Source organism: Nonomuraea sp. NPDC049419 (genome assembly GCF_040676995.1).
GTDB lineage: Bacteria > Actinomycetota > Actinomycetes > Streptosporangiales > Streptosporangiaceae > Nonomuraea > Nonomuraea salmonea.
This window is the reverse complement of the sequence record NZ_JBFAQB010000015.1, coordinates 79,198-99,325: the sequence shown is the minus strand read 5'-3', so window position 1 is coordinate 99,325 and position 20,128 is coordinate 79,198. Positions and strand designations below refer to the sequence as shown.

General features: G+C 72.6%; 17 protein-coding genes. 9 read left to right on the top strand and 8 right to left on the bottom strand.

Annotation, left to right across the window (positions count from 1 at the left end; all coding sequences use genetic code 11):
• Positions 1-52: 52 nt before the first annotated feature.
• From AB0K12_RS33940 to AB0K12_RS33910, 7 genes are all read left to right on the top strand, one after another.
• On the top strand, positions 53-925 hold the full coding sequence (locus tag AB0K12_RS33940; RefSeq protein ID WP_364570554.1) for an SCO3242 family prenyltransferase: 873 nt from the start codon (positions 53-55) through the stop codon (positions 923-925).
• Positions 922-1,791: a sugar phosphate isomerase/epimerase family protein gene (locus AB0K12_RS33935; protein ID WP_364570551.1), complete on the top strand. Its 870-nt coding sequence runs from the start codon at positions 922-924 to the stop codon at positions 1,789-1,791. The genes AB0K12_RS33940 and AB0K12_RS33935 overlap by 4 nt, the downstream gene beginning before the upstream one ends.
• Positions 1,791-2,381, top strand: a complete 591-nt coding sequence (locus AB0K12_RS33930; protein ID WP_364570547.1) for an EboA domain-containing protein — start codon at positions 1,791-1,793, stop codon at positions 2,379-2,381. Before AB0K12_RS33935 ends, AB0K12_RS33930 begins: the two co-directional genes overlap by 1 nt.
• Positions 2,381-3,235, top strand: a complete 855-nt coding sequence (locus AB0K12_RS33925) for a TatD family hydrolase (RefSeq protein ID WP_364570544.1) — start codon at positions 2,381-2,383, stop codon at positions 3,233-3,235. The genes AB0K12_RS33930 and AB0K12_RS33925 overlap by 1 nt, the downstream gene beginning before the upstream one ends.
• Positions 3,235-4,362 carry a metabolite traffic protein EboE gene (gene eboE, locus AB0K12_RS33920; RefSeq protein ID WP_364570541.1) on the top strand — a complete coding sequence of 376 codons (1,128 nt, stop codon included), beginning with the start codon at positions 3,235-3,237 and terminating at the stop codon, positions 4,360-4,362. Before AB0K12_RS33925 ends, eboE begins: the two co-directional genes overlap by 1 nt.
• Complete coding sequence (locus tag AB0K12_RS33915; protein ID WP_364570538.1) at positions 4,359-5,726, top strand: nucleotide pyrophosphatase/phosphodiesterase family protein; 1,368 nt, start codon at positions 4,359-4,361, stop codon at positions 5,724-5,726. Before eboE ends, AB0K12_RS33915 begins: the two co-directional genes overlap by 4 nt.
• Before the next feature lie 162 nt (positions 5,727-5,888).
• Positions 5,889-6,341 (top strand): hypothetical protein, encoded by a 453-nt coding sequence (locus AB0K12_RS33910; RefSeq protein ID WP_364570535.1) that lies wholly within the window; start codon positions 5,889-5,891, stop codon positions 6,339-6,341.
• A 116-nt stretch (positions 6,342-6,457) separates the two neighbouring features.
• On the opposite strand, the gene AB0K12_RS33905 is transcribed toward AB0K12_RS33910, so the two are convergent.
• Positions 6,458-7,240, bottom strand: a complete 783-nt coding sequence (locus AB0K12_RS33905) for a CPBP family intramembrane glutamic endopeptidase (RefSeq protein ID WP_364570532.1) — start codon at positions 7,238-7,240, stop codon at positions 6,458-6,460.
• A gap of 34 nt (positions 7,241-7,274) precedes the next feature.
• Here AB0K12_RS33905 and AB0K12_RS33900 point away from each other — a divergent pair, with 34 nt between their 5' ends.
• The gene (locus AB0K12_RS33900; RefSeq protein WP_364570874.1) at positions 7,275-7,457 is read left to right on the top strand and encodes a DUF6285 domain-containing protein; all 183 of its coding nucleotides are present in this window, start codon (positions 7,275-7,277) and stop codon (positions 7,455-7,457) included.
• A gap of 48 nt (positions 7,458-7,505) precedes the next feature.
• Here the strand turns inward: AB0K12_RS33900 and mctP are convergent, their stop codons facing one another.
• The 7 genes from mctP to AB0K12_RS33865 all read right to left on the bottom strand — a co-directional run bounded on the left by mctP (position 7,506) and on the right by AB0K12_RS33865 (position 17,680).
• On the bottom strand, positions 7,506-9,113 hold the full coding sequence (gene mctP / locus AB0K12_RS33895) for a monocarboxylate uptake permease MctP (RefSeq protein WP_364570529.1): 1,608 nt from the start codon (positions 9,111-9,113) through the stop codon (positions 7,506-7,508).
• Positions 9,110-9,319, bottom strand: a complete 210-nt coding sequence (locus AB0K12_RS33890; RefSeq protein ID WP_355432664.1) for a DUF3311 domain-containing protein — start codon at positions 9,317-9,319, stop codon at positions 9,110-9,112. The genes mctP and AB0K12_RS33890 overlap by 4 nt, the downstream gene beginning before the upstream one ends.
• A 278-nt stretch (positions 9,320-9,597) precedes the next feature.
• A complete protein-coding gene (locus AB0K12_RS33885) occupies positions 9,598-10,554 on the bottom strand; it encodes a WYL domain-containing protein (protein ID WP_364570524.1) in 957 nt (318 codons plus the stop codon).
• The gene (locus AB0K12_RS33880) at positions 10,536-12,125 is read right to left on the bottom strand and encodes a CocE/NonD family hydrolase (protein ID WP_364570521.1); all 1,590 of its coding nucleotides are present in this window, start codon (positions 12,123-12,125) and stop codon (positions 10,536-10,538) included. Before AB0K12_RS33880 ends, AB0K12_RS33885 begins: the two co-directional genes overlap by 19 nt.
• Positions 12,126-12,213: 88 nt before the next feature.
• Positions 12,214-15,711, bottom strand: a complete 3,498-nt coding sequence (locus AB0K12_RS33875; RefSeq protein WP_364570518.1) for a S8 family serine peptidase — start codon at positions 15,709-15,711, stop codon at positions 12,214-12,216.
• Between the two features lie 154 nt (positions 15,712-15,865).
• On the bottom strand, positions 15,866-16,465 hold the full coding sequence (locus tag AB0K12_RS33870; protein ID WP_364570515.1) for a helix-turn-helix domain-containing protein: 600 nt from the start codon (positions 16,463-16,465) through the stop codon (positions 15,866-15,868).
• Between the two features lie 36 nt (positions 16,466-16,501).
• Positions 16,502-17,680 (bottom strand): cytochrome P450, encoded by a 1,179-nt coding sequence (locus AB0K12_RS33865; protein WP_364570512.1) that lies wholly within the window; start codon positions 17,678-17,680, stop codon positions 16,502-16,504.
• Positions 17,681-17,967: 287 nt separating this feature from the next.
• Between AB0K12_RS33865 and AB0K12_RS33860 the strand changes: the two genes are divergently transcribed.
• Positions 17,968-20,094, top strand: a complete 2,127-nt coding sequence (locus tag AB0K12_RS33860; protein WP_364570509.1) for an anthranilate synthase component I — start codon at positions 17,968-17,970, stop codon at positions 20,092-20,094.
• Positions 20,095-20,128: the final 34 nt, after the last annotated feature.

The window sequence follows — 20,128 nt, the reverse complement described above, 5'->3', positions numbered from 1 at the left end:
GAAAGGGCCGCTGAAAGGGGCCGGTGAAAGGGCCGGCGAAAGGGGCTTGACGATGGTGAGACTCCGGGACCTGGCCGAGCTCGTCCGCGCGCCCGCCGCGCTGTCGGTGCCGGGCGACGTGATCGCCGGAGCCGCCGCCGGCCGGGCGCTGGGTCCCGGCACGGCCGGGCTGGCCTGCTCGTCGGTCTGCCTGTACTGGGCGGGGATGGCGGCCAACGACTGGGCCGACCGTGACCTCGACGCGGCCGAGCGCCCTGAGCGGCCGATCCCGTCCGGCCGGGTGCGCCCGGGGGAGGCGCTGGCCGTCGCCACCGGCCTCACGGTCGCGGGCCTCGCCGTGGCGGGCCTCACCGGCGGCCGCCGCGCGCTGGCGATCGCCGCCCCGCTCGCGGCCGCCGTCTGGACCTACGACCTCGCAGCCAAGAACACCCGCGCGGGCCCCCTGCTGATGGCCGTGTGCCGCGGCCTGGACGTCCTCCTGGGCGCCACCTCGAGTCCCGCGCCCGCGCCGCCGGGCTGTTCGCTGGTCGGGGCGTTGCCGGCCGCTTTGACGATCGCCGCGCACACGTACCTGCTCACCGAGTTGTCGCGCGCCGAGACCACCGGCACCACCCCCGCCCGCCCGGCGACCACCCTGGCCGCCACCCTCGCCCTGGCCACCACGGTCGCCGTCCCGCCGGCGTCGGGGCCGGCGCAGGGGGCGCTGGCGGGATGGTACGCCGTGCAGTTCGGCAGGTCGCAGGCGCGGGCGGTGGCGGAGCCATCGGCGGCGCGGGTGCGGGACGCCGTGGCGGCCGGGATCGTCAGCCTGCCCGCGCTCCAGGGCGCGCTGGCCGCGCGGTCAGGGGCGCCGCGCGCCGGAGTCGTGCTCGCCGCGCTGGTGCCGCTGGCCCGCCGCCTGGCCAGGAAGGTGTCACCCACATGATCAGGTTCGGCTACGGCACGAACGGCTTCGCCAACCACCGCCTCACCGACGCGCTCGACGTCATCGCCGGGCTGGGTTACGAAGGCGTCGCCCTCACCCTCGACCACCACCACCTCGACCCCTACGCCGACGGCCTCGCGCACCGGGTGGCCAAGGTCGCCGACCGCCTCCGTACGCTGAACCTGGCCGTCGTGATCGAGACCGGCGCCCGCTACCTGCTCGACCCGCGCCGCAAGCACGCGCCCACCCTCCTCGACGACGACCGGGACAAGCGCATCGACTTCCTGCGCCGCGCCGTCGCGGTGGGCGATGACCTGGGGGCGGAGGCGGTGTCGTTCTGGTCAGGGGTGCGCCCGGCACACGTCACGCCCGCCCTCGCCTGGGACCGCCTGGTGGACGGCTGCGCGCAGGTCCTGGAGGGCACCGGGACCATGAAGCTGGGATTCGAGCCGGAGCCCGGCATGCTGGTCGACACGATCGCCGGCTGGCGCGGGCTGCGCGAGGCCCTGGGCGCGCCCGAGCGGTTCGGCCTCACGCTCGACATCGGGCACTGCCGCTGCAACGAGCCCGACCCGGTGCCCGACTGCGTGACGTCCGTGGCGGGCCACGTGGTGAACGTCCAGATCGACGACATGCGGCGTGGGACGCACGAGCACCTGGAGTTCGGCGAGGGGGAGATCGACTTCCCGCCGGTGCTGCGGGCGCTGGCCGCCTCCGGCTACCGGGGCCTGGTCGCCGTCGAGCTGCCCAGGCACTCGCACGCCGCCCCCGGCGTGGCGGCCCGTTCCCTCGCCTTCCTGCGCCGCGCGGAAGAGGAGTCCCGCCACGAGTCTCGCCGCCCCGGCCCCGAGGGAGGGAGCACGTGATGACCACCGACCGGCTGCGCAAGGCGCTCGCCGTCACCCCCGCATGGCCCTGGCTGGAGGAGGCGCTGGCCGCCGCCGCGGACCGCCCGGACAGCGCCGTGCGGTCGTTCGCCGCCGCGGGACGCAGGGCGGGCCGCGCGGCGCTGGCGGACGCCCCCGGCTGGACGGCCGACGAGGCCGCCAGGGCGCTGCTGCTCGCCGCGCTGCCGCCCGGCCAGGCCAGCGCCTACTACGAGCACGGCGACGCCGACGAGAAACGCGCGGTGCTCAAGGCCCTGCCGCTGCTGAACGCCGGCACGGACGCGGTCCCGCTGCTGCAGGACGCCATCCGCACGAACGACGCCCGCCTGCTGGCCGCCGCGCTCGGCCCGTACGCCCGCCACCTCGACCAGCCGTCCTGGCGGCAGGCGGTGCTGAAGTGCGTGTTCATGGGCGTGCCGCTCGACGCCGTGCACGACCTCGACCGGCGCGCGGACGCCGAGCTGGCGGCGATGCTGGCCGCGTTCGCCGAGGAACGGGCCGCGGCCGGCCGCCCCATGCCCGCCGACGCCGCGGCCCTGCTGCACCGGCTCACCAGCGAGGAGACCTGATGCGCATCTTCGACCCCCACATCCACATGACCTCGCGCACCACCGACGACTACGCCAGGATGGCCGCCTCGGGCGTGCTGGCCGTGGTCGAGCCGGCCTTCTGGCTCGGCCAGCCGCGCACGAACCCCGGCTCGTTCACCGACTACTTCGACTCGCTGCTGGGCTGGGAGCCGTACCGGGCGGCGCAGTTCGGCGTCGTGCACCACGCCACGATCGCGCTCAACCCCAAGGAGGCGAACGACCCGCGCTGCCGTCCCGTCCTGGATCTGCTGCCCCGCTACCTCGACAAGGACCGGGTGGTCGCGGTCGGCGAGATCGGCTACGACTCGATGACGCCGGAGGAGGACGACGCGTTCGAACGCCAGCTCGCCCTCGCCGTCGAGCACGACCTGCCCGCGCTCGTGCACACCCCGCACCGCGACAAGGCCCGCGGCACCAGGCGCACGCTGGAGGTCGTGGCGGCCTCCGGCATCGCGCCCGAGCGGGTCGCGATCGACCACCTCAACGAGGTGACGATCGAGCTGGTGCACGGCTCGGGCTGCTGGGCCGGGTTCTCGATCTACCCGGAGACGAAGATGTCGCCGCCGCGCATGGTGGCGATCCTGCGCAAGTACGGCCTGGAACGCATGCTGGTCAACTCGGCCGCCGACTGGGGCGTCTCCGACCCGCTGCTCACGCTGGCGACGGCCGAGGCGATGCTGGCCGACGGGTTCGGTGAGGACGACGTGGAGCAGGTGTTCTGGCGCAACCCGATCGCGTTCTACAGCCAGTCGGGGCGGCTCGACCTGACGGCGGTCACCGGCGCGGCCGAGCCGACGTTCGCCGGCAGCTCGATCAAGCGCGGCGGCGAGTGATGCGGCTGCGGCATCCGTCGGGCACGCCGCTGCACCTCGGCTACTGCACCAACGTGCACCCCGCCGAGGACGTCGCCGGCATCGTGGCCCAGCTCGACGCCTACGCGGTCCCCATCCGCGACCGCCTCGGCGCCGGCGTGCTCGGGCTCGGCCTCTGGCTGGCCGCGCCCGCCGCCGCCGAGCTGGCCGCCGACCCGGCCGCGCTCCGGCGGCTGCGCGGGGAGCTGGACGCGCGGGGCCTGGAGGTGGTGACGCTCAACGGCTTCCCGTACGCGGCCTTCCAGGACCCGGTCGTCAAGCACGCCGTCTACCGGCCGGACTGGACCACGCGGGAGCGGCTGGCGTACACGCTGGACCTGGCGCGCGTCCTTTCCAGGCTGCTGCCCGGCGACGCGGCGCGCGGCTCGATCTCCACGCTGCCGCTCGGCTGGCGCGACCCCTGGGACGCCGCCATGGCCGGCACCGCCGCCCGCCACCTCGACGAGCTGGCCGCCGGGCTGGCGGAGGTGGAGGCGGCGACCGGGCGGACGATCAGGGTCGGGTTCGAGCCCGAGCCAGGCTGCGTCGTGGAGACCACCGAGCAGGCCGTCGCGCACCTGTCGCGCGCCGACACCGACCGGCTCGGCGTCTGCCTCGACCTCGCGCACCTCGCCTGCGCCTGGGAGCAGCCCGCCGCCGCGCTCAAGGCGCTGGCCGCGGCCGGGCTGCCGATCGTCAAGGTGCAGCTGTCGGCCGCCCTGGAGACGGCGGAGCCGCAGGCGCTGCGCGAGTACGCCGAGCCGCGCTTCCTCCACCAGACCCGCACCAGGGCGGGCGAGCAGGCCGACGACCTGGACGAGGCGCTCGCCCGCGGGCTGCCCGGCACGTGGCGGGTCCACTACCACGTGCCGCTGCACGCCGCCCCCGCCGCGCCGCTGGCCACCACGGCGCCCGTGCTGCGCGACGCGCTCGCCGAGCTGGTGGGCGGGCCCGAGCCTCTGTGCGACCACTTCGACGTCGAGACCTACACCTGGAACGTGCTGCCCGCCGCGCTCCGCCCGGGCACCCCCGCCGAGCTGGCCGCGGGCATCGCGGGGGAGCTGGACTTCGCCCGTACTCACATGCTCGAGGCAGGAGTGACGGCATGACTTCGCTACTGGTCCTGGACGTGGTGGGGCTGACCCCCCGGCTGCTGGCCCACATGCCGCGCCTGCGCGCCGTCGGCGAGCGCGGGTTCCAGGCCGGGCTCGGCACCGTGCTGCCGGCCGTGACGTGCAGCGTGCAGTCCACGTTCCTCACCGGCCTGCCGCCGTCGGGGCACGGGATCGTCGGCAACGGCTGGTACTTCCGCGACCTCGGCGAGGTGCTGCTGTGGCGCCAGCACAACGCCCTGGTCGAGGGGGAGAAGCTGTGGCAGGCCGCGCGCCGCGAGCGCCCCGGCTACACGGTCGCCAACGTCTGCTGGTGGTACGCCATGGGCGCCGACGTCGACTGGACCGTCACCCCCAGGCCGATCTACCGCGCCGACGGCCGCAAGGACCCCGACTGCTACACCGACCCGCCCGGCCTGCACGACGAGCTGACCGCGGAGCTGGGGACGTTCCCGCTGTTCACCTACTGGGGTCCGGGCGCCGGCATCGCGTCGTCCCGCTGGATCGCCCGCGCCACCCGGCACGTCATGACCGCCCACAACCCCGACCTCACCCTCGCCTACCTGCCGCACCTCGACTACGACCTGCAGCGTTTCGGCCCGGGCCACCCGCAGGCCGCCGCGGCCGCCGCCGAGCTGGACGCCGAGCTGGGGCCGCTGCTCGACGCGGCCGGCGACAGGACCGTGGTGGTGCTGTCCGAGTACGGCATCACCGACGTCGCCCGCCCCGTGGACGTCAACCGGCTGCTGCGGTCCGAAGGGCTGCTGCGCGTGCACACCCAGGACGGCATGGAGTACCTCGACCCGTGGACGTCCAGGGCGTTCGCCGTCGCCGACCACCAGGTGGCGCACGTCTACGTCCGCGACCCCGCCGACGTGCCCGCCGTGGCCAAGCTCTGCGCCGCGCTGCCCGGCGTCGGAGCCGTGCTCGACCAGGACGGCAAGGCCGCTCACGACCTCGACCATCCCCGCTCGGGCGAGCTGGTCCTGCTCGCCGAGCCCGACGCCTGGTTCACCTACTACTACTGGCTGGACGACGCCCGCGCCCCCGACTTCGCCCGCCTGGTCGAGATCCACCGCAAGCCCGGCTACGACCCGGCCGAGCTGTTCTTCGACCCGGCCGCGCCGGGCGCCGCCAAGCGGCGGGCGGGCCTCGCGCTGCTGCGCAAGAAGCTGGGGATGCGCTACCTCATGAGCGTCGTGGGGCTGGACGCGGGCGCGCGCGCCGTACGGGGCTCGCACGGGCTGCTGCCCGCCGACCCCGCCGACGCGCCCGTCCTGCTCTGCTCGGACCCGGCACCGGCGCGAGACCGGTACGCGGCCACCGAGGTCAAGGACCTGCTGCTGCGCCTGGCCCGGTGACCGCTCACTCCGCCGGGCGGACCGCGCATCCCGGCGAGGTCGCCGCGCCGGGGGACAACCGGGTGGCCTCCCGCAGAAGCAGGTCCGTTTTCGCAGGTGGGCAGCGCGAGGGGGCGTTCGGCGGCTAGGGTTTCCACGACCGTGACGGGGAAGGGGTGACAGGTGAGGCGAGGCGGGCAGGCACTGGCTGCCGTCGCAGGGCTGGCCGCCGCGATCCCCGTCTACTACCTCACCGACGCCGCCGCCAGGGCGCTGCGCGGCGGCACCGTGGCCTTCGCCCCCGCTCCGGCCGCGCTCGCGTACGTGGCGGGCGTCGCCGTCCTCATCAGGGTCCTGACGGTGTGGCCGGTCGCCGGCCTGGCGTGTGGCGTGCCGCTGACGGCGGCCGGCGCGCTGTTCGCCCTCGACCTCGACGCCGCCGTCGGCGTGGCCGCCACGCTGCCGTGGGCGCGGACCGGCGGCCTGCCCTGGCCGACCGGCCCGGTCCCGTGGGCGGCGCCGGGCGAGCCGCCCGGCACGCTTGCCGGGATGACCGGCCTGTACGCGCTCACCGGCGCCTTCCTCGTGCTCTCCGCGCTGCTCCCGGTCCGCAGGCGATCTATCCTGGGCGGGTGAGGCACCGCCCTGATGCCTTCGGGACCGCCCCCGGTGGAGCACGGGCTCGGCGGCTTCGACCCGCTCGGTCATGAACGCGTGCACCGCCGTCGGTCCGTCGGTTCCGGTCAACGGCCTCAGGGCAGCCAGCTCACCTTGCCGCGCAGGAACGCGTACCCGACGAAGGCGACGGCGTCGATCAGCGTGTGGGCCACGATCAGCGGCATCGCGCGTCCCCACCGCTGGTAGAGCCGCCCGAACACCAGCCCCATCACCACGTTCCCGACGAACCCCCCAAAACCCTGATACAGGTGGTACGACCCGCGCAGCAGCGACGACACCACGACCGCCTTCCACGGCGTCCACCCGGCCTGCCCCAGCCGGTGCAGCAGGTAGCCGGCGACCACGACCTCCTCCAGCACCCCGTTCTGCGCGGCGGCCAGCAGCAGCACCGGCACCTGCCACCACACCTCCGGCAGCGCTCCCGGCACGACGGTCAGGTTCACCCCCGCCGCCCAGACCACGAGATAGAACGCCAGCCCCGACCCGCCGATCGCCGCCGCGAGCGCCGCGCCGCGCAGCAGGTCGCCGCCCGGCCGGCGGAAGTCGGCGCCGATCGTCCGCAGCGACTCGTTCGAGCGCACCATCAGGTACGCCACCAGCCCCACCGGCGCCACCGCCACCGCGATCTGCACCAGCTGCAGCGTCAGGTCCAGCCACGGCCGGCCGGGCGCCATCGACCCGACCAGCACGGCCTGCTGCCCCTTCAGCTCCCGAGGCGCGGTGAGCGCCCCGATCAACCGGACCAACGCCACCAGCGCGCTCGCCCCGAGCGACACCGACAGCACGACGAAGATCTCGGCCCGGATCAGGCGCGGGGTGAGCAGGTGGGGCGGAGCAAGGGGGGACTGTGTCTGCATGGCCGCAGACTAACCCCGACATGATCGGACCCAGATAAAAGGAGACATTTCCGGTACGTCGGGGCTCGCGCCACGGGGCGTCGCGGACGAGGCCGAGCTGGCGGAAGCCATCCGCGCGGGCCGCCTCCAGGGCGACGAGCGCCTGCTCGCCGCCCTGGAGGAGCCCGTACGCGCGAAGCCGGCGGTCGCCAACCCCGCCTACCCCCAGACGCGATGAGCAGCGGCCCGCCCCCATAGGGGAAGCGGGCCGCGAAAACCCCTGGGATCAGTGGGAGCCGGTGAGGTCCAGGTCCTTGACCTTCGGGTCGCCCTCGTCGGCGAAGTAGTCGTCCTGCTTGGTGGCGTCGCCGCCGTCGGCGACCTTGGCCGCCTTCAGGATGACCGTGCCGAGCACCGCCACCACCAGGTTGACGATCAGCGCCAGGAACCCGGCGTAGATCGTCATCTTGGTGTCGAAGCCGAAGTTCGACAGCGGGAACGCCGACCCGCCGAAGTGCGCCTTGCCGTTGGCCGGGTTGGGGATGAGGTACAGCATCCACATGCCCGCCGCCAGGCCGAGCGCCCAGCCCGCGATGAGCCCGCCCTTGTGGAACCAGCGCGTGTAGAGGCCGAGCGCCACCGACGGCAGCGTCTGCAGGATGATCACGCCGCCGATGAGCTGCAGGTCGATCGAGAACTGCGGGTCGAGCAGCAGGATGCACAGCACCGCGCCCACCTTGACCAGCAGCGACACGATCTTGGAGACGTTGGCCTCCTGGGCGTCGGTGGCGGTCTTGTTGATGTACTCGCGGTAGATGTTGCGGGTGAACAGGTTGGCCGCCGCGATCGACATGATGGCGGCGGGCACGAGCGCGCCGATGCCGACGGCGGCGTAGGCGACGCCCGCGAACCAGTCGGGGAACATGTCGTTGAACAGCTGCGGCACGATCGTGTTGGCGTCGGCCTTGCCGTCGGTGACGACCGGCTTGGTGCCGGCCGCGATGGCCATGAAGCCGAGCAGCGCGATCAGGCCGAGCACGAAGCTGTAGGCGGGCAGCGCCGACATGTTCCGCTTGATGACGTTGCGGTTCTTGGAGGCGAGCACGCCGGTGAGGCTGTGCGGGTAGAGGAACAGCGCCAGCGCCGAGCCGAAGGCCAGCGTCACGTACTGGAGCTGGTTGTTGGCGTTGAGGATGAAGCCGTCGCCGGGAGCCGGGGTGGCGTCGAACTTGGCCTTGGCCGCGTCGAAGATCGAGTCCCAGCCGCCCAGCCTGGCCGGGATGTAGATGACCGCGGCCAGGATCACGATGTAGATGAGCGAGTCCTTGACGAACGCGATCAGCGCGGGCGCCCGCAGGCCGGACTGGTAGGTGTAGGCGGCCAGGATCGCGAACGCGATGATGATCGGCAGGTGCCCGGTGATGCCCATCGTCTTCAGCACGGCCTCGATGCCGACGAGCTGCAGCGCGATGTACGGCATCGTGGCGATGAGCCCGGTGATCGCGATGGCCAGCGCCAGCGTGGGCGAGCCGAAGCGGGCCCTGACGAAGTCGGCGGGCGTGACGAACCCGTGCACGTGCGAGACCGACCACATGCGGGCCAGCACCAGGAACACCAGCGGGTAGACGACCACCGTGTACGGCAGCGCGTAGAACCCGAGCGCGCCGGAGCTGAACACCAGCGCGGGCACCGCGACGAAGGTGTAGGCGGTGTAGAGGTCGCCGCCGACGAGGAACCAGGTGATCCAGGAGCCGAAGCTGCGCCCGCCGAGCCCCCACTCGTTGAGGCTGGCGAGGTCGGTGGGGCGGCGCCAGCGGGCGGCGACGAAGCCCATGCCGCTGACGATGAGGAACAGCAGGATGAAGACGACCAGCTCGGTCGTGTGAGCGCTCACTTCGTCATCCTGTAGACGAGAGTGGTGGTGCCCACGCCGACGATGATGAAGGCGATCTGCAGCCAGTAGAACAACGGGAAGCCGAACAGGCGCGGCTCGTCGAAGTTGTACAGGAATGTCAGCAACGGCAGCACGATGGGCACGAGCAGCAGCCAGTTCCAGGGGCTGCGGTCGGTGCGTGGCTGCCCGGGATCCCCGGTAGTCATCCGGCCCTCCGATGGGTAGATCAGGCGCTGGCGGTGACCATGCTCCTGACTTTGCGTCAACGGAGGGAGATTAGCTTTTCATGGGGATTAATCCCAATGAACGGCATGTTACGGTTTGGCCTAAATGCCGAATTGATATCTCGGCATATGAGACGACCATGCGGGCGCGACGTTCAGCACCATAACTCCGCCCCGGTGGGGAGCGCCGCCATTGATCGGCGAGTGGTCGGTTGCCCGCGACGAGCGGTCATCCGTCCACACCGGACAGTGAGGCCCTGTCAGGACGGGTGGTCAGGGTCGTACAGGCGGGCCATGTGCGCGGCGGCGTCGGCGACCATCGCCCGCAACTCGGGCGGCCCGAGCACCTCCGCCTCCGGCCCGAACCGCAGCACCTGCGAGAACGCCACCGGCAGCGACTCCACCGCCAGCCGCACGGTCCCGTCCTCGCGCAGCGAGGCCATCGCGTCCTCGACCGCCGCCGGGTCGGCCACGTGCCGCAGCATGCGCACGCCGCGCCCGGTCAGCCGCAGCGTGATCTCCTCCCGCAGCAGCGACCTGGCGAACAGCGCCGCCTGCCCCGCCCAGAAGGCCGCGAGATCGAAGTCCTGGTCCCGGTCGAACGCCTCCCGCAGCACCGACACCTCGCCGAACCGGTGCACCCGGAAGATCAGGAACCGCCCCCTGTGCCGCGCCGCCAGGTACCAGACCCCCGCCTTGAGCACCAGCCCGTACGGCTCGAGCACCCGCAGCACGTCCTTGTAGACCGCCGAGACCCGCCGATCCCGCCACACCGCCCTGGCCAGCGGCGCCAGCGCGGCGGGCGGCGGGTCACCGCCCGCGAACCAGCCCGGCGCGTCGAGGTGGAAGCGCTGCGCGGCCGTCGCGGGCGCGTCGCGCAGCGCGGGGGCCAGCGCCGCCGCCGCCTTCAGCCGGGCCGCCGCCGCGACGTCCTGCAGCCCCATCTCCCGCAGCGCCGCCGGCACGCCCGACAGGAACAGCGCCTCGGCCTCGGCCCTGTCCAGCCCGGTCAGCCGGGTACGGTACCCGTCGAGCAGCCGGTACCCCCCGCCGCGCCCCCGATCGGCGTAGACCGGCACGCCCGCCTCCGACAGCGCGAGCACGTCGCGGTGCACCGTGCGCTCGGAGACCTCCAGCTCCTTGGCCAGCTCGGCCGCCGTCATCCCGCCCCTGGCCTGCAGCAGCAGGACCAGCGACATCAGCCGCGCGGCGCGCACAGCGGCAGCACCACGGCCGACGGCCGCTCGGGCGAACGGAACACCTCGACGTCGGCCGGCACCATCCGGCCGCCCCCTGAGCCGAGCGGCTCGCCGGTGCCGGGGTTGCGGGCGATCGTCGGGTACGCCCCCGCCGCCACGTGCACCCGGATCCGGTGCTCGCGCCGGAACCGGTGCCCGAGCGGCCACAGGTCCACCTCGACCCGCCGCACGCCGTCCTCGTCGGTGGCCCCAGGTCCCAACCGCCTGACCCCCTCGCACACGTTGTACGACCGCCCGTCCGGATGCACGTCGCACACCCGCACCACCACGTCCACGTACGGCGTGCTGGAGCGGACGTACAGCTCGGCGCGCACCGGCCCGATCGCCTCCACGGCCGAGCGCAGCGCGGGGGAGCTGTAGACCAGCACGTCGCGCCGCTCCTCCAGCCGCCGCTGGTCGCGCGGCCTGGAGTCGCCCAGCAGCACGGGCCCGCCGATGCGCGGCGTCGGGTGGTCCGGGTGGTAGCGGAACCGGTCGGGCCCGCCCTCCGGCGGCCCGCCGGGCCCGAGCCCGAACCCCTCACGCAGGTGCCAGCGGGTCTCCCGCATTCCCGGCACCGGCCAGTCGGGGTAGTCGCGCCACTCGCCCGCCCCCGTGACGTGGATCCGCACCGGGTCGGGCCGCAGCCGCGACCGGTCGCCGAGCAGGTGGGCGCGGAACCACGCCGACGCCTCCTCCATGGTGGCCCGGCCGTGCCTGGCGTCGATGTGGTACCAGGGGCCGATCGTCAGGTACGGCCGCCGCCCGGCCGCCCGCAGCGCCGCGTAGTCCTTGAGCTGCCACGGCAGGAACACGTCGTACCAGCCGCCGAGCATCGTCACCGCCGCCTCCACCTCGCCCACCTTGGCGGAGAAATCGCGCTTGTGCCAATACGGGACCGCCGGGTCGGCGTGGTGGGCGAGCAGGTCCTGGTAGAAGCGGAGCGGCCGGCCCGCCGAGACCAGGTCGAGCTCCGCCACCGGCCGCCCCGACAGCACCGCGCGGCGGGTCAGGCGGGGCGCGGTCAGCACCGAGGCGCCGCCGAACCTGCGCGACATGCCGTCGGTGAGCGTGGTCCAGCTCAGCGTCGACTCCAGCGCGAACGCGCCGCCCACGTACGCGGCGTCCCTGAACTGGGAAGCGGTGATCTGCGTGGCCATCGCCTTCAGCTCGGGGCCGGCGAAGGGCGCGACGGCCCACTGCGTGTAACCCAGGTAGGAGGGGCCGAACATGGCGAACGAGCCGCCGTACCAGGGCTGCTCACGCAGCCAGGCGATGGTGGCCAGGCCGTCGTCGTGCTCGTCGCCGAGCGGGTCGAGCAGTCCGCCCGAGCCGAAGCCGCCGCGGCAGCTCTGGATGACGACGTGGAGGCCCTGCCGGGCGAAGCCGCGCCCGTAGTACCAGCCGAGCATGCCGCGCCGCCCGTACGGGGAGCGCATGAGCACGACGGGGGCGGGACCGCCGTGCGGCGGCGCGTAGTGGTCGGCGAGCAGCGTCACGCCGTCGGGCATCGGCACGGGAAGGTCGCGTCTGATCCGCACGCGTCTCATATACCAACCAGTAACATACGCCGCCCCGGGCGAGTAGCCCGGGGCGGCGCACATCAGGGTCATCTCAGGGGCGCACCATCAGGGCCCCCTAGGATGCCGCCTTGTCGGGGCGCTCCGAGATGCGCAGCCCGTTGACGAGCGTCGAGCCCTGCCGCGCCGCGAACCGCACGTTGAGCTGCCCGTCGGTCACCTGCACCGTGTACTGCCTGCTCACCGCCGTGTACGTGCCCGCCTCCAGCGCCAGGTCGAGCGCCGGGATCGCCAGCTCTCCCTCGACCAGCACGTCGAACACCCGCCTGCCCATCTGCGTGCGCTCGAGGTCGGCGAAGTTCAGCTCGACGGTGTACGTCCCGTCCGGCACGTTGTCGAAGCGGTACTCCAGCATGTCCTCCCGCGCCGTCTTGAACAGCGTCTGGTCGGTGGTGCCGGAGATGCTCTTGGACGTGCTCAGCGTCTTGTTCTTGCCGGCCACGTAGCCGTGACCGCCGGTGCTGTACCTCCTGTCGGGCGTCCAGGTGTCACCGGCGGCGTCCACCGTGTTCCTCGTCGCGCCGACGTCCACGGCGACCTGCAGCTTGGGCACCACGACGGTCACCGCGACCTCGATGGTCGGCTGCCGCCCGCTGGCCGACTTCACCAGCAGCGTGCCCGAGCGGTACGTGCCCGCGGCCACCCCCGCGCTCGACACCTCCACGGTCAGCTTCGCCTTCTGCCCCTTGGCGAGCTGCCCGGACGCCGGCGACACCGTGAACCACGAGTCGCCGGTCACCGTGTACGGCGTCGCCGCCCCGAGGTTGGTCAGCTCGATCGTGCGCTTGCGAGTGGTGTCGGCCGGCTGCACGACGGTCAGCTCCGCCGACGACGCGCTCACCCGGCCGGTGACCAGCGCCGTGTCCACCCGCGTCACCGTGGTCGGCGCCAGCGTGACGGGCTGGGTGAAGGTGCCGTAGTGCTCCTTGGACACCTCGACGTCGTAGTCGCCGGCCAGCACCTGCCCGTAGAACGTGCCGTTCTCGCCGGTCGTGAACGTGGCCACGTCGCCCACCTTCACCGTCGCCCCGGCGATGGGCTCGCCGTCGTTGGCGTCGGTGACGGCGCCGGTGACCAGGCCGTGCCGGCTGGCCGTGAAGGTCAGGCCCTGCCCGGTCGCGACCACCGGCTCCAGGTAGGAGTACTGCAGCGCGTCGTCACCCGCGGCGTTCTCGACGCCGATGGTGGCGCTGAGGCCCTTGTCGCGCTCGCTCTCGACGTCCTTGTACCGGAACGCGATCGAGCCGTCCTCACCGAGCAGCGCCTCGAACGACACCCGCTGCGCGGTCTCGTTGTAGAAGGTGACGTTGCGCCACTCGACCACGAACTGCCGGTGCGGCGCCGTGCCCGTCACACCCGTGTAGACGCCGCCTTGGGCGTCCACGATGAGGTCGTCCCAGTACGGGTAGACCGCGTTGTTCGGCGTGCCGCTCGCCGGCAGCCGGACGTTGCCCGCGGCCGTGGCCCGGTCGGTGGCGAAGGTGAGGAAGCCGTTGGTGGCGACCCACGCCCGGCTCTGGCCGGCTCCGTAGAACGGCACCTGGAACGGCAGCGTGACCTGCACGGCCTCGTCGTCACCGGTCAGCGCCAGCTTCTCGGTGCCCTCGACGTACGCCTGCGCGCCGGAGGCGCAGGTGTAGCCGAAGTTGTCGCCGCGCAGCGGCAGCTCGATGTCCTTGGTCAGGTCGCCGTCCAGCGTGATCTCCGCGGTCGCGGTGCTGGAGCAGCGCGAGGAGGGCGTGACGGCCAGCTCGTACGAGCCGTGCGGCAGCGTCAGGCTGTAGCGGCCCGCCTCGTCGGTGACCGTGCTCACCGGCGTGCCCGCGGCCGCGACGGTGGCGCCCGCCTCGGGCGTGCCCGCCGTGCTGACCGTGCCCGACACCACGGCGTTCGCCTGGGCCGTCATGGTCAGGTCGGAGGTGGTCGCCTGCTCGGCGGTGATCGTCACGTCCGCCGTGGCCTCGGCGTAGCCGAACTTGGCGGCGGTCAGCCGGTAGTCGCCGGGCAGCAGGCGGGGCAGCGCGTACGTGCCGTCGGCGCCGGTCGTGACCGTGCGGGTCAGCGGGCCCGTGACGGTGACCGTCACGCCGGACAGCGGCTCGCCGCCGGCCGTGATGGTGCCGGACAGGTCGCCGAGGCCCTCCTTGGGCGCGGCCTGGACGGCGGCGTAGGAGTCGAGCTTGCCCTCGCCCCACACGTTGTTGTCGGCCGCGGTGCCGCCGCAGCTGGTGTCGGCGGTGTCCACGGCGGTGCCGTCGAGCAGCGACCTGGTGGTCTCGATCTCGCCGGTCAGGCCCGGGGCCGCCGACCAGATCAGCGCCACCGTGGCGGCCACGTGCGGCGACGCCATCGAGGTGCCGGTGTAGGAGTCGTAGCCGTTGCCGGGCACCGAGGAGCGCACGTTGACGCCGGGGGCGGCGATGTTCGGCTTGATCTCGCCGTTCTCGCCCTCGCCCTTGCTGGAGCGGGCGTACAGGGCGTTGTTCACGTCGAAGGCGCCGGCGCTGTAGGCGGTCACGTACTGGCCGGGTGAGCCGCTGGAGCGGCAGGACGGGCCCTCGTTGCCGTTGGAGAAGGCGGGGAAGATGCCCGCGGCGATCCAGGAGTCGACGACCTCCTTGTACCAGGGGTCGAAGCCGTCACCGCCCCAGGAGTTGTTGACGATGTCGGGAGCGAGGTCGGGACGCGGGTTGTCGCCGTTCAGGTCGGTGGGCCGCACGATCCACTGGCCGGCCGCGAGCAGCGAGGCGTCGGTGCAGGTGTTGAGCTCGCAGCCCTTGGCCGCGATCCACTGCGCGCCCGGCGCCACGCCGATGCCGTTCGCGCCGACCATCGTGCCCATCGTGTGGGTGCCGTGGCCGTTGTTGTCGCACGGCGCGGTCGAGGGGCACACGCGGGCCGGGTCGAACCAGTTGTAGTCGTGGCTGTAGCTGCCGTCGGGGTTCCTGCCCCGGTAGGTGGCCGCCAGGTCGGGGTGGTCGAACTGCACGCCGGTGTCGATGTTGGCCACCACGATGCCCTCACCGCGGTCGCCCAGCTCCTCCCAGACGCGCGGGGCGTTCACCCGGTCGATGTTCCACTCGACGGCGTTCACCCGGTTCTGCGCCTGGCCTTCGTCCGGCTTCGGCACGTTCAGCTGGCGGATCGGCTGGATGCGCTCGACCTCGGGCAGCTTGGCGATCTCGCCGGCCAGCTTCTCGTCGGCGGTCACCTTGACCGCGTTGACGATCCAGTAGGGGGTGTACTCGGCCTTGCGGGCGTCGAGTAACTTGCGTAAGCCCTCCTGGGAGGACTTCGCCCGCTCGCTCTTGGCCTCGTAGACGGCTTCGGCCTTGAGCTCCTTGGTCGCGGCCCTGCGGGCGCCGCTGAGGTCGGCGGAGCCCTTCATCCTGACCCAGAAGGTGGCCTTGTCGTCCTGCGTCAGCCGCGCCTGCACGGCGGCGTCTATCTTGTCGGACTCTGGCGCCGCCTGTGCCGCGGTCTGCGGGACCAGCAGACCGGTGGCGGCCACGACGATCCCCGTGAGGATCATCCGCCAGCGGGGGGTTTGGGGCACGTGCTCTCCTTCTCGACGGGCGAAGGCGTGATCTTTACGCCTCTGTCGAGAAGAGTGAATTGATCATGTCGGGAAAGCAATAGGTGTCGCAAAAAGTTACTTTGCGGACAGAAATGTAATCTGGTCAGGCGAACTGTCCATAACCCCAGCCGTCTCACGCGGAACGGTGGCCGAACTGCGCCATGATGGCCATGAAACGCGCCGCTATCCGCTCGGGGTCCTCGTCGTCCGGACCCAGGCCCACGTGCAGCATGACCGCCGCGGTCAGCACCTCCTGCACGACGTCCACGTCCACCTCGGCGGGCAGGCGGCCGCGGTCGCGGGTGCGCGCCAGCACCTCGCGCACCGCCGCCGCGCGCCGCCCGCCGTTGACCTTCCTGTAGGTGTCCAGCAGCTCCGGGTAATCGTCGCGGCTGCCGTACAGGCGGCGCAGCAGCCGCCTGTTACGGGGGACCGCGAGGTAGCGGCCCCAGTCGGCGAACATCGCCTCCAGGTCGGGCCAGCCGGTCAGCGCAGGGTCGTCGTCGTGGTTGGCCCACTCCAGCGTGCGCACCAGCAGCGCCGTCTTGTCGGCGAACCTGCGGTAGACCGTCGCCCTGGTCACCCCGGCCCGCCGCGCCACCTGCTCGATGCTGGTCTGCTGGGCGCCCTGCTCGATCAGCAGGTCGAGCGCGGCCGCCAGGATGGCCAGGTCGGCCTCCTGGCTGCGCGGCCGGCCCGCCGCCCGCACCCGCGGCGCCTGGTCGTCGATCATGCCCCTCCGGTCAGCGTCCCGTCGTCCCGCAGGAGTCTATTGAGGCGCGTCCCAGGCGACGGGCAGCCGGTGCACGCCGTAGATCGCCATGTCCGTACGCAGGGGCACCTCCGCCGCCGGCACGGCGAGCCGCAGCGAGGGGAACCTGGCGAACAGCGCGGGGAAGGCCACCCGCATCTCCACCCGCGCCAGCTGCTGGCCCAGGCACTGGTGCACGCCGTGCCCGAAGGCCACGTGGCTCCCGGAGCGACGGGACAGGTCGAGCAGGTCGGGGGAGGGGAAGCGGCCGGGGTCGCGGTCGGCCGCCGCCAGCGAGACGGTCACCGACTCGCCCTTGGCGACCCGTACGCCGCCCAGGTCGAGGTCCTCCAGCGCGGTGCGGACGAGGAACGGCACGATGCTGAGGTAGCGCAGCAGCTCCTCCACCGCCTGGTCCACGTCGTCGAGCAGCGCGGCCGCCGCGCCAGGATGCTCCAGGAGCGCGAACGTGCCCAGCGCCAGCATGTTCGCGGTGGTGTCGAGGCCCGCGCCCAGCAGCATGAACCCGATCGTGGCCAGCTCGTCGTCGTCGAGGTCGCCGCGGGTCAGCCCGCTCAGCAGGTCGTCGGAGGGCGCCGCCCGCTTGGCCGCCACCAGCTCCTTGATCTGCCCCTGGACGGCGGCGAACGCGGCGTACTTCTCCTCGATCGTCAGCTCAGGACCGCTCAGCCTGGACATCTGCGCGATGAAGGCGGGCCGGTCGGCCTCGGGGACGCCCAGCAGCTCGCAGATCACCACGGCGGGGATCGGCGCGGCGAACGCCGCCACCAGGTCGGCCGGCGGCCCCTGCCGCTCCATCGCGTCGAGGCACGTCCGCGTGACCTCCTCGATCCGCTCGGTCAGCCGGCGCATCCTGCGTACGGTGAACTCGCCGGTGAGCAGGTGGCGGTAGCGGGTGTGCTCAGGCGGGTCCATCGCGACGAACAGCCCGGGCGGAGCGGGCCGCCCCTGCGGCGCCTCCGACGCGGTGGGCAGGTGCCGCAGCTCGGAACGGGCGCTGAAACGCGGATCGGCCAGCACCTCGCGGGCCAGGGCGTGGCCGGTGACCAGCCACCCCTGGTGCCCGTCGGGATAGGCGAGGGGAACGATGGGGCCGCGCTCGCGTAGCAGGGCCAGCTCGGCCGGCGGGTCGAACGGCGTGGGCCGCCCGGCGGGCATGGTGATCGTCTCGGTCATGGGGGTCTCTCCCTTCGCTAAGAAACGATACAGTACTGCTCTGTATTGAAATAGAGGGCCGTCCAAGGAGAGGAGGTAGTGTGCCTAGGTGCGCCACACCGGTAGTGGGCGCGTTGCGCGATCATGGCCGGGGGGTTAACCTTGGCCACATGCGAAATCACGCTCAGCTCCAGTGGTGGCGCCGCTTCTAGGCGGCGCGTGTTTCGCATTCCACAACGGACGGCCGCCCCGGATGGCGGCCTTTCTCGTGTCCGCCCCCGGGGCTCGATCATTTGAAGGGGCAGGAAGTGGAGAAGAGCGGATATACCACTGCCGGGGGCATCGGTGTCGAGCGCGAGACACGCGAGGTGGACGAGGCCGCACTCGAAGAGATCGTGACAGCCCTGTCGGAGCGGCGCGGCGGCGCCTTCTCCTCCGGCATGGACTACCCCGGCCGCTACAGCCGATGGGCGTTCGGTTACGTCGATCCGTGTCTCGAGATCGTCGCCAAGGGCCGGACGATCTCGGCGACCGCCCTCAACGAGCGTGGCCGCGTCGTGCTGCCCGCGATCACCACGTGCCTGCTGGCCGCCGGCAAGCCCGTCACCGAGCCCACCGCCGACCGGGTCGAGGTCCACGTCCCCGAGTCCGAGGACCTGCTGCCCGAGGAGATGCGCAGCCGCAGGCCCACCGTGTTCACCGCCATCCGCGAGGTGATCGCCGCCTTCAAGGGCGACGACCCGCACCTCGGCCTCTACGGCGCCTTCGGCTACGACCTGGCCTTCCAGTTCGAGCCCATCAGGCAGGAGCTCGTCCGCCCCGACGACCAGCGCGACCTCGTGCTGCACCTGCCCGACCGGCTCGTGGTCATCGACCGCCAGCGCGAGACCAGCGTCGAGCACCGCTACGAGTTCACCGTCGACGGCGCCACCACCCGCGGCCTCGAGCGCACCGGCGACACCGCGCCGCCCGTCACGCCCGCCGAGGTGCCGCCCAACCCGCCGAAGGGCGGATACGCCAAGGTCGTGGCCGCCGCCAAGGAGAAGTTCAAGCGCGGCGACCTGTTCGAGGTCGTGCCCGGCCAGGTCTTCCACGCCACCTGCACCGACCCGTCCGCCTTCTACCGCGGCCTGCGCACCAGCAACCCCGCCCCGTACGAGTTCATCATCAGCCTCGGCGAGGGCGAGCACCTCGTCGGCGCCTCACCCGAGATGTACGTCCGCGTCACCGGCGACCGCGTCGAGACCTGCCCCATCTCCGGCACCATCGCCCGCGGCCGCAACCCGGTCGAGGACGCCGAGGCCATCCGCACCCTCCTGTCCAGCGTGAAGGAGGAGTCGGAGCTGACCATGTGCACCGACGTCGACCGCAACGACAAGTCGCGCATCTGCGTCCCCGGCACGGTCAAGGTCATCGGCCGCCGCCAGATCGAGCTCTACTCCCGGCTCATCCACACCGTCGACCACATCGAGGGCCGGCTGCGCCCCGAGTTCGACGCCCTCGACGCCTTCCTCACCCACATGTGGGCCGTCACCGTCACCGGCGCCCCCAAGACGTGGGCCATGCAGTTCATCGAGGACCACGAGGCCACCACCCGCCGCTGGTACGGCGGCGCCATCGGCTTCATCGGCTTCGACGGGTCCATGAACACCGGGCTCACCCTGCGTACCGCGCAGATCAAGAACGGCGTCGCCGCCGTCAGGGCAGGGGCGACGCTGCTGTTCGACTCCGACCCCGAGTCCGAGGAGCGCGAGACCGAGCTCAAGGCCAGCGCCCTGCTCGGCGCGCTCGCCGCGGTCAACCAGCCGGGCGCCGTCCCGGTCGCCGAGACCAGGCAGCAGCCGGGCCTCGGCATGAAGGTGCTGCTCGTCGACCACGAGGACTCCTTCGTCAACACCCTGGCCGACTACTTCCGCCAGGAGGGCGCCGACGTCGTCACGCTGCGCCACGGCTTCCCGACCCACATGATGGACGAGATCGCGCCCGACCTGGTCGTGCTCTCGCCCGGCCCCGGCTGGCCGACCGACTTCGGCATGTCGGCGCTGCTCGACGAGGTCTACGCCCGCGACCTGCCCGTCTTCGGCGTCTGCCTGGGCCTGCAGGCCATGGTCGAGCAGGCCGGCGGCACCCTCGAGCTGCTCGACTACCCCGAGCACGGCAAGCGCGGCCAGGTCTCCAGGGTGAGCGAGAGCGCGCTGCTGGAGGGGCTGCCCGAGGAGTTCACCGCGGCCCGCTACCACTCGCTGCACGCCAAGCGGCCTGGCGTGGTCGGCTTCACCCCGACCGCGCTCACGCCCGACGGCAACGTCATGGCCATCGAGGACACCGCGCGGCGGCGCTTCGCGGTGCAGTTCCACCCCGAGTCGATCCTCACCCAGGAGGGCAACGCGGGCGCCAAGATCATCTCGAACGTCCTGCGGCTCGCCCGCAGATGAGTAAAACCCGGGCGGGGGCGTGCGGGGCTCCCCT

Bases quoted from the DNA above. Each gene is read 5' to 3' on its own strand.
- AB0K12_RS33880 (WP_364570521.1), bottom strand. From the start codon at position 12,125: ATGAGACGCGTGCGGATCAGACGCGACCTTCCCGTGCCGATGCCCGAC.
- AB0K12_RS33870 (WP_364570515.1), bottom strand. From the start codon at position 16,465: ATGATCGACGACCAGGCGCCGCGGGTGCGGGCGGCGGGCCGGCCGCGC.
- AB0K12_RS33865 (WP_364570512.1), bottom strand. From the start codon at position 17,680: ATGACCGAGACGATCACCATGCCCGCCGGGCGGCCCACGCCGTTCGAC.
- AB0K12_RS33940 (WP_364570554.1), top strand. From the start codon at position 53: ATGGTGAGACTCCGGGACCTGGCCGAGCTCGTCCGCGCGCCCGCCGCG.
- AB0K12_RS33925 (WP_364570544.1), top strand. From the start codon at position 2,381: ATGCGCATCTTCGACCCCCACATCCACATGACCTCGCGCACCACCGAC.
- AB0K12_RS33890 (WP_355432664.1), bottom strand. From the start codon at position 9,319: ATGACTACCGGGGATCCCGGGCAGCCACGCACCGACCGCAGCCCCTGG.
- AB0K12_RS33915 (WP_364570538.1), top strand. From the start codon at position 4,359: ATGACTTCGCTACTGGTCCTGGACGTGGTGGGGCTGACCCCCCGGCTG.
- AB0K12_RS33905 (WP_364570532.1), bottom strand. From the start codon at position 7,240: ATGCAGACACAGTCCCCCCTTGCTCCGCCCCACCTGCTCACCCCGCGC.
- AB0K12_RS33930 (WP_364570547.1), top strand. From the start codon at position 1,791: ATGACCACCGACCGGCTGCGCAAGGCGCTCGCCGTCACCCCCGCATGG.
- eboE (WP_364570541.1), top strand. From the start codon at position 3,235: ATGCGGCTGCGGCATCCGTCGGGCACGCCGCTGCACCTCGGCTACTGC.
- AB0K12_RS33935 (WP_364570551.1), top strand. From the start codon at position 922: ATGATCAGGTTCGGCTACGGCACGAACGGCTTCGCCAACCACCGCCTC.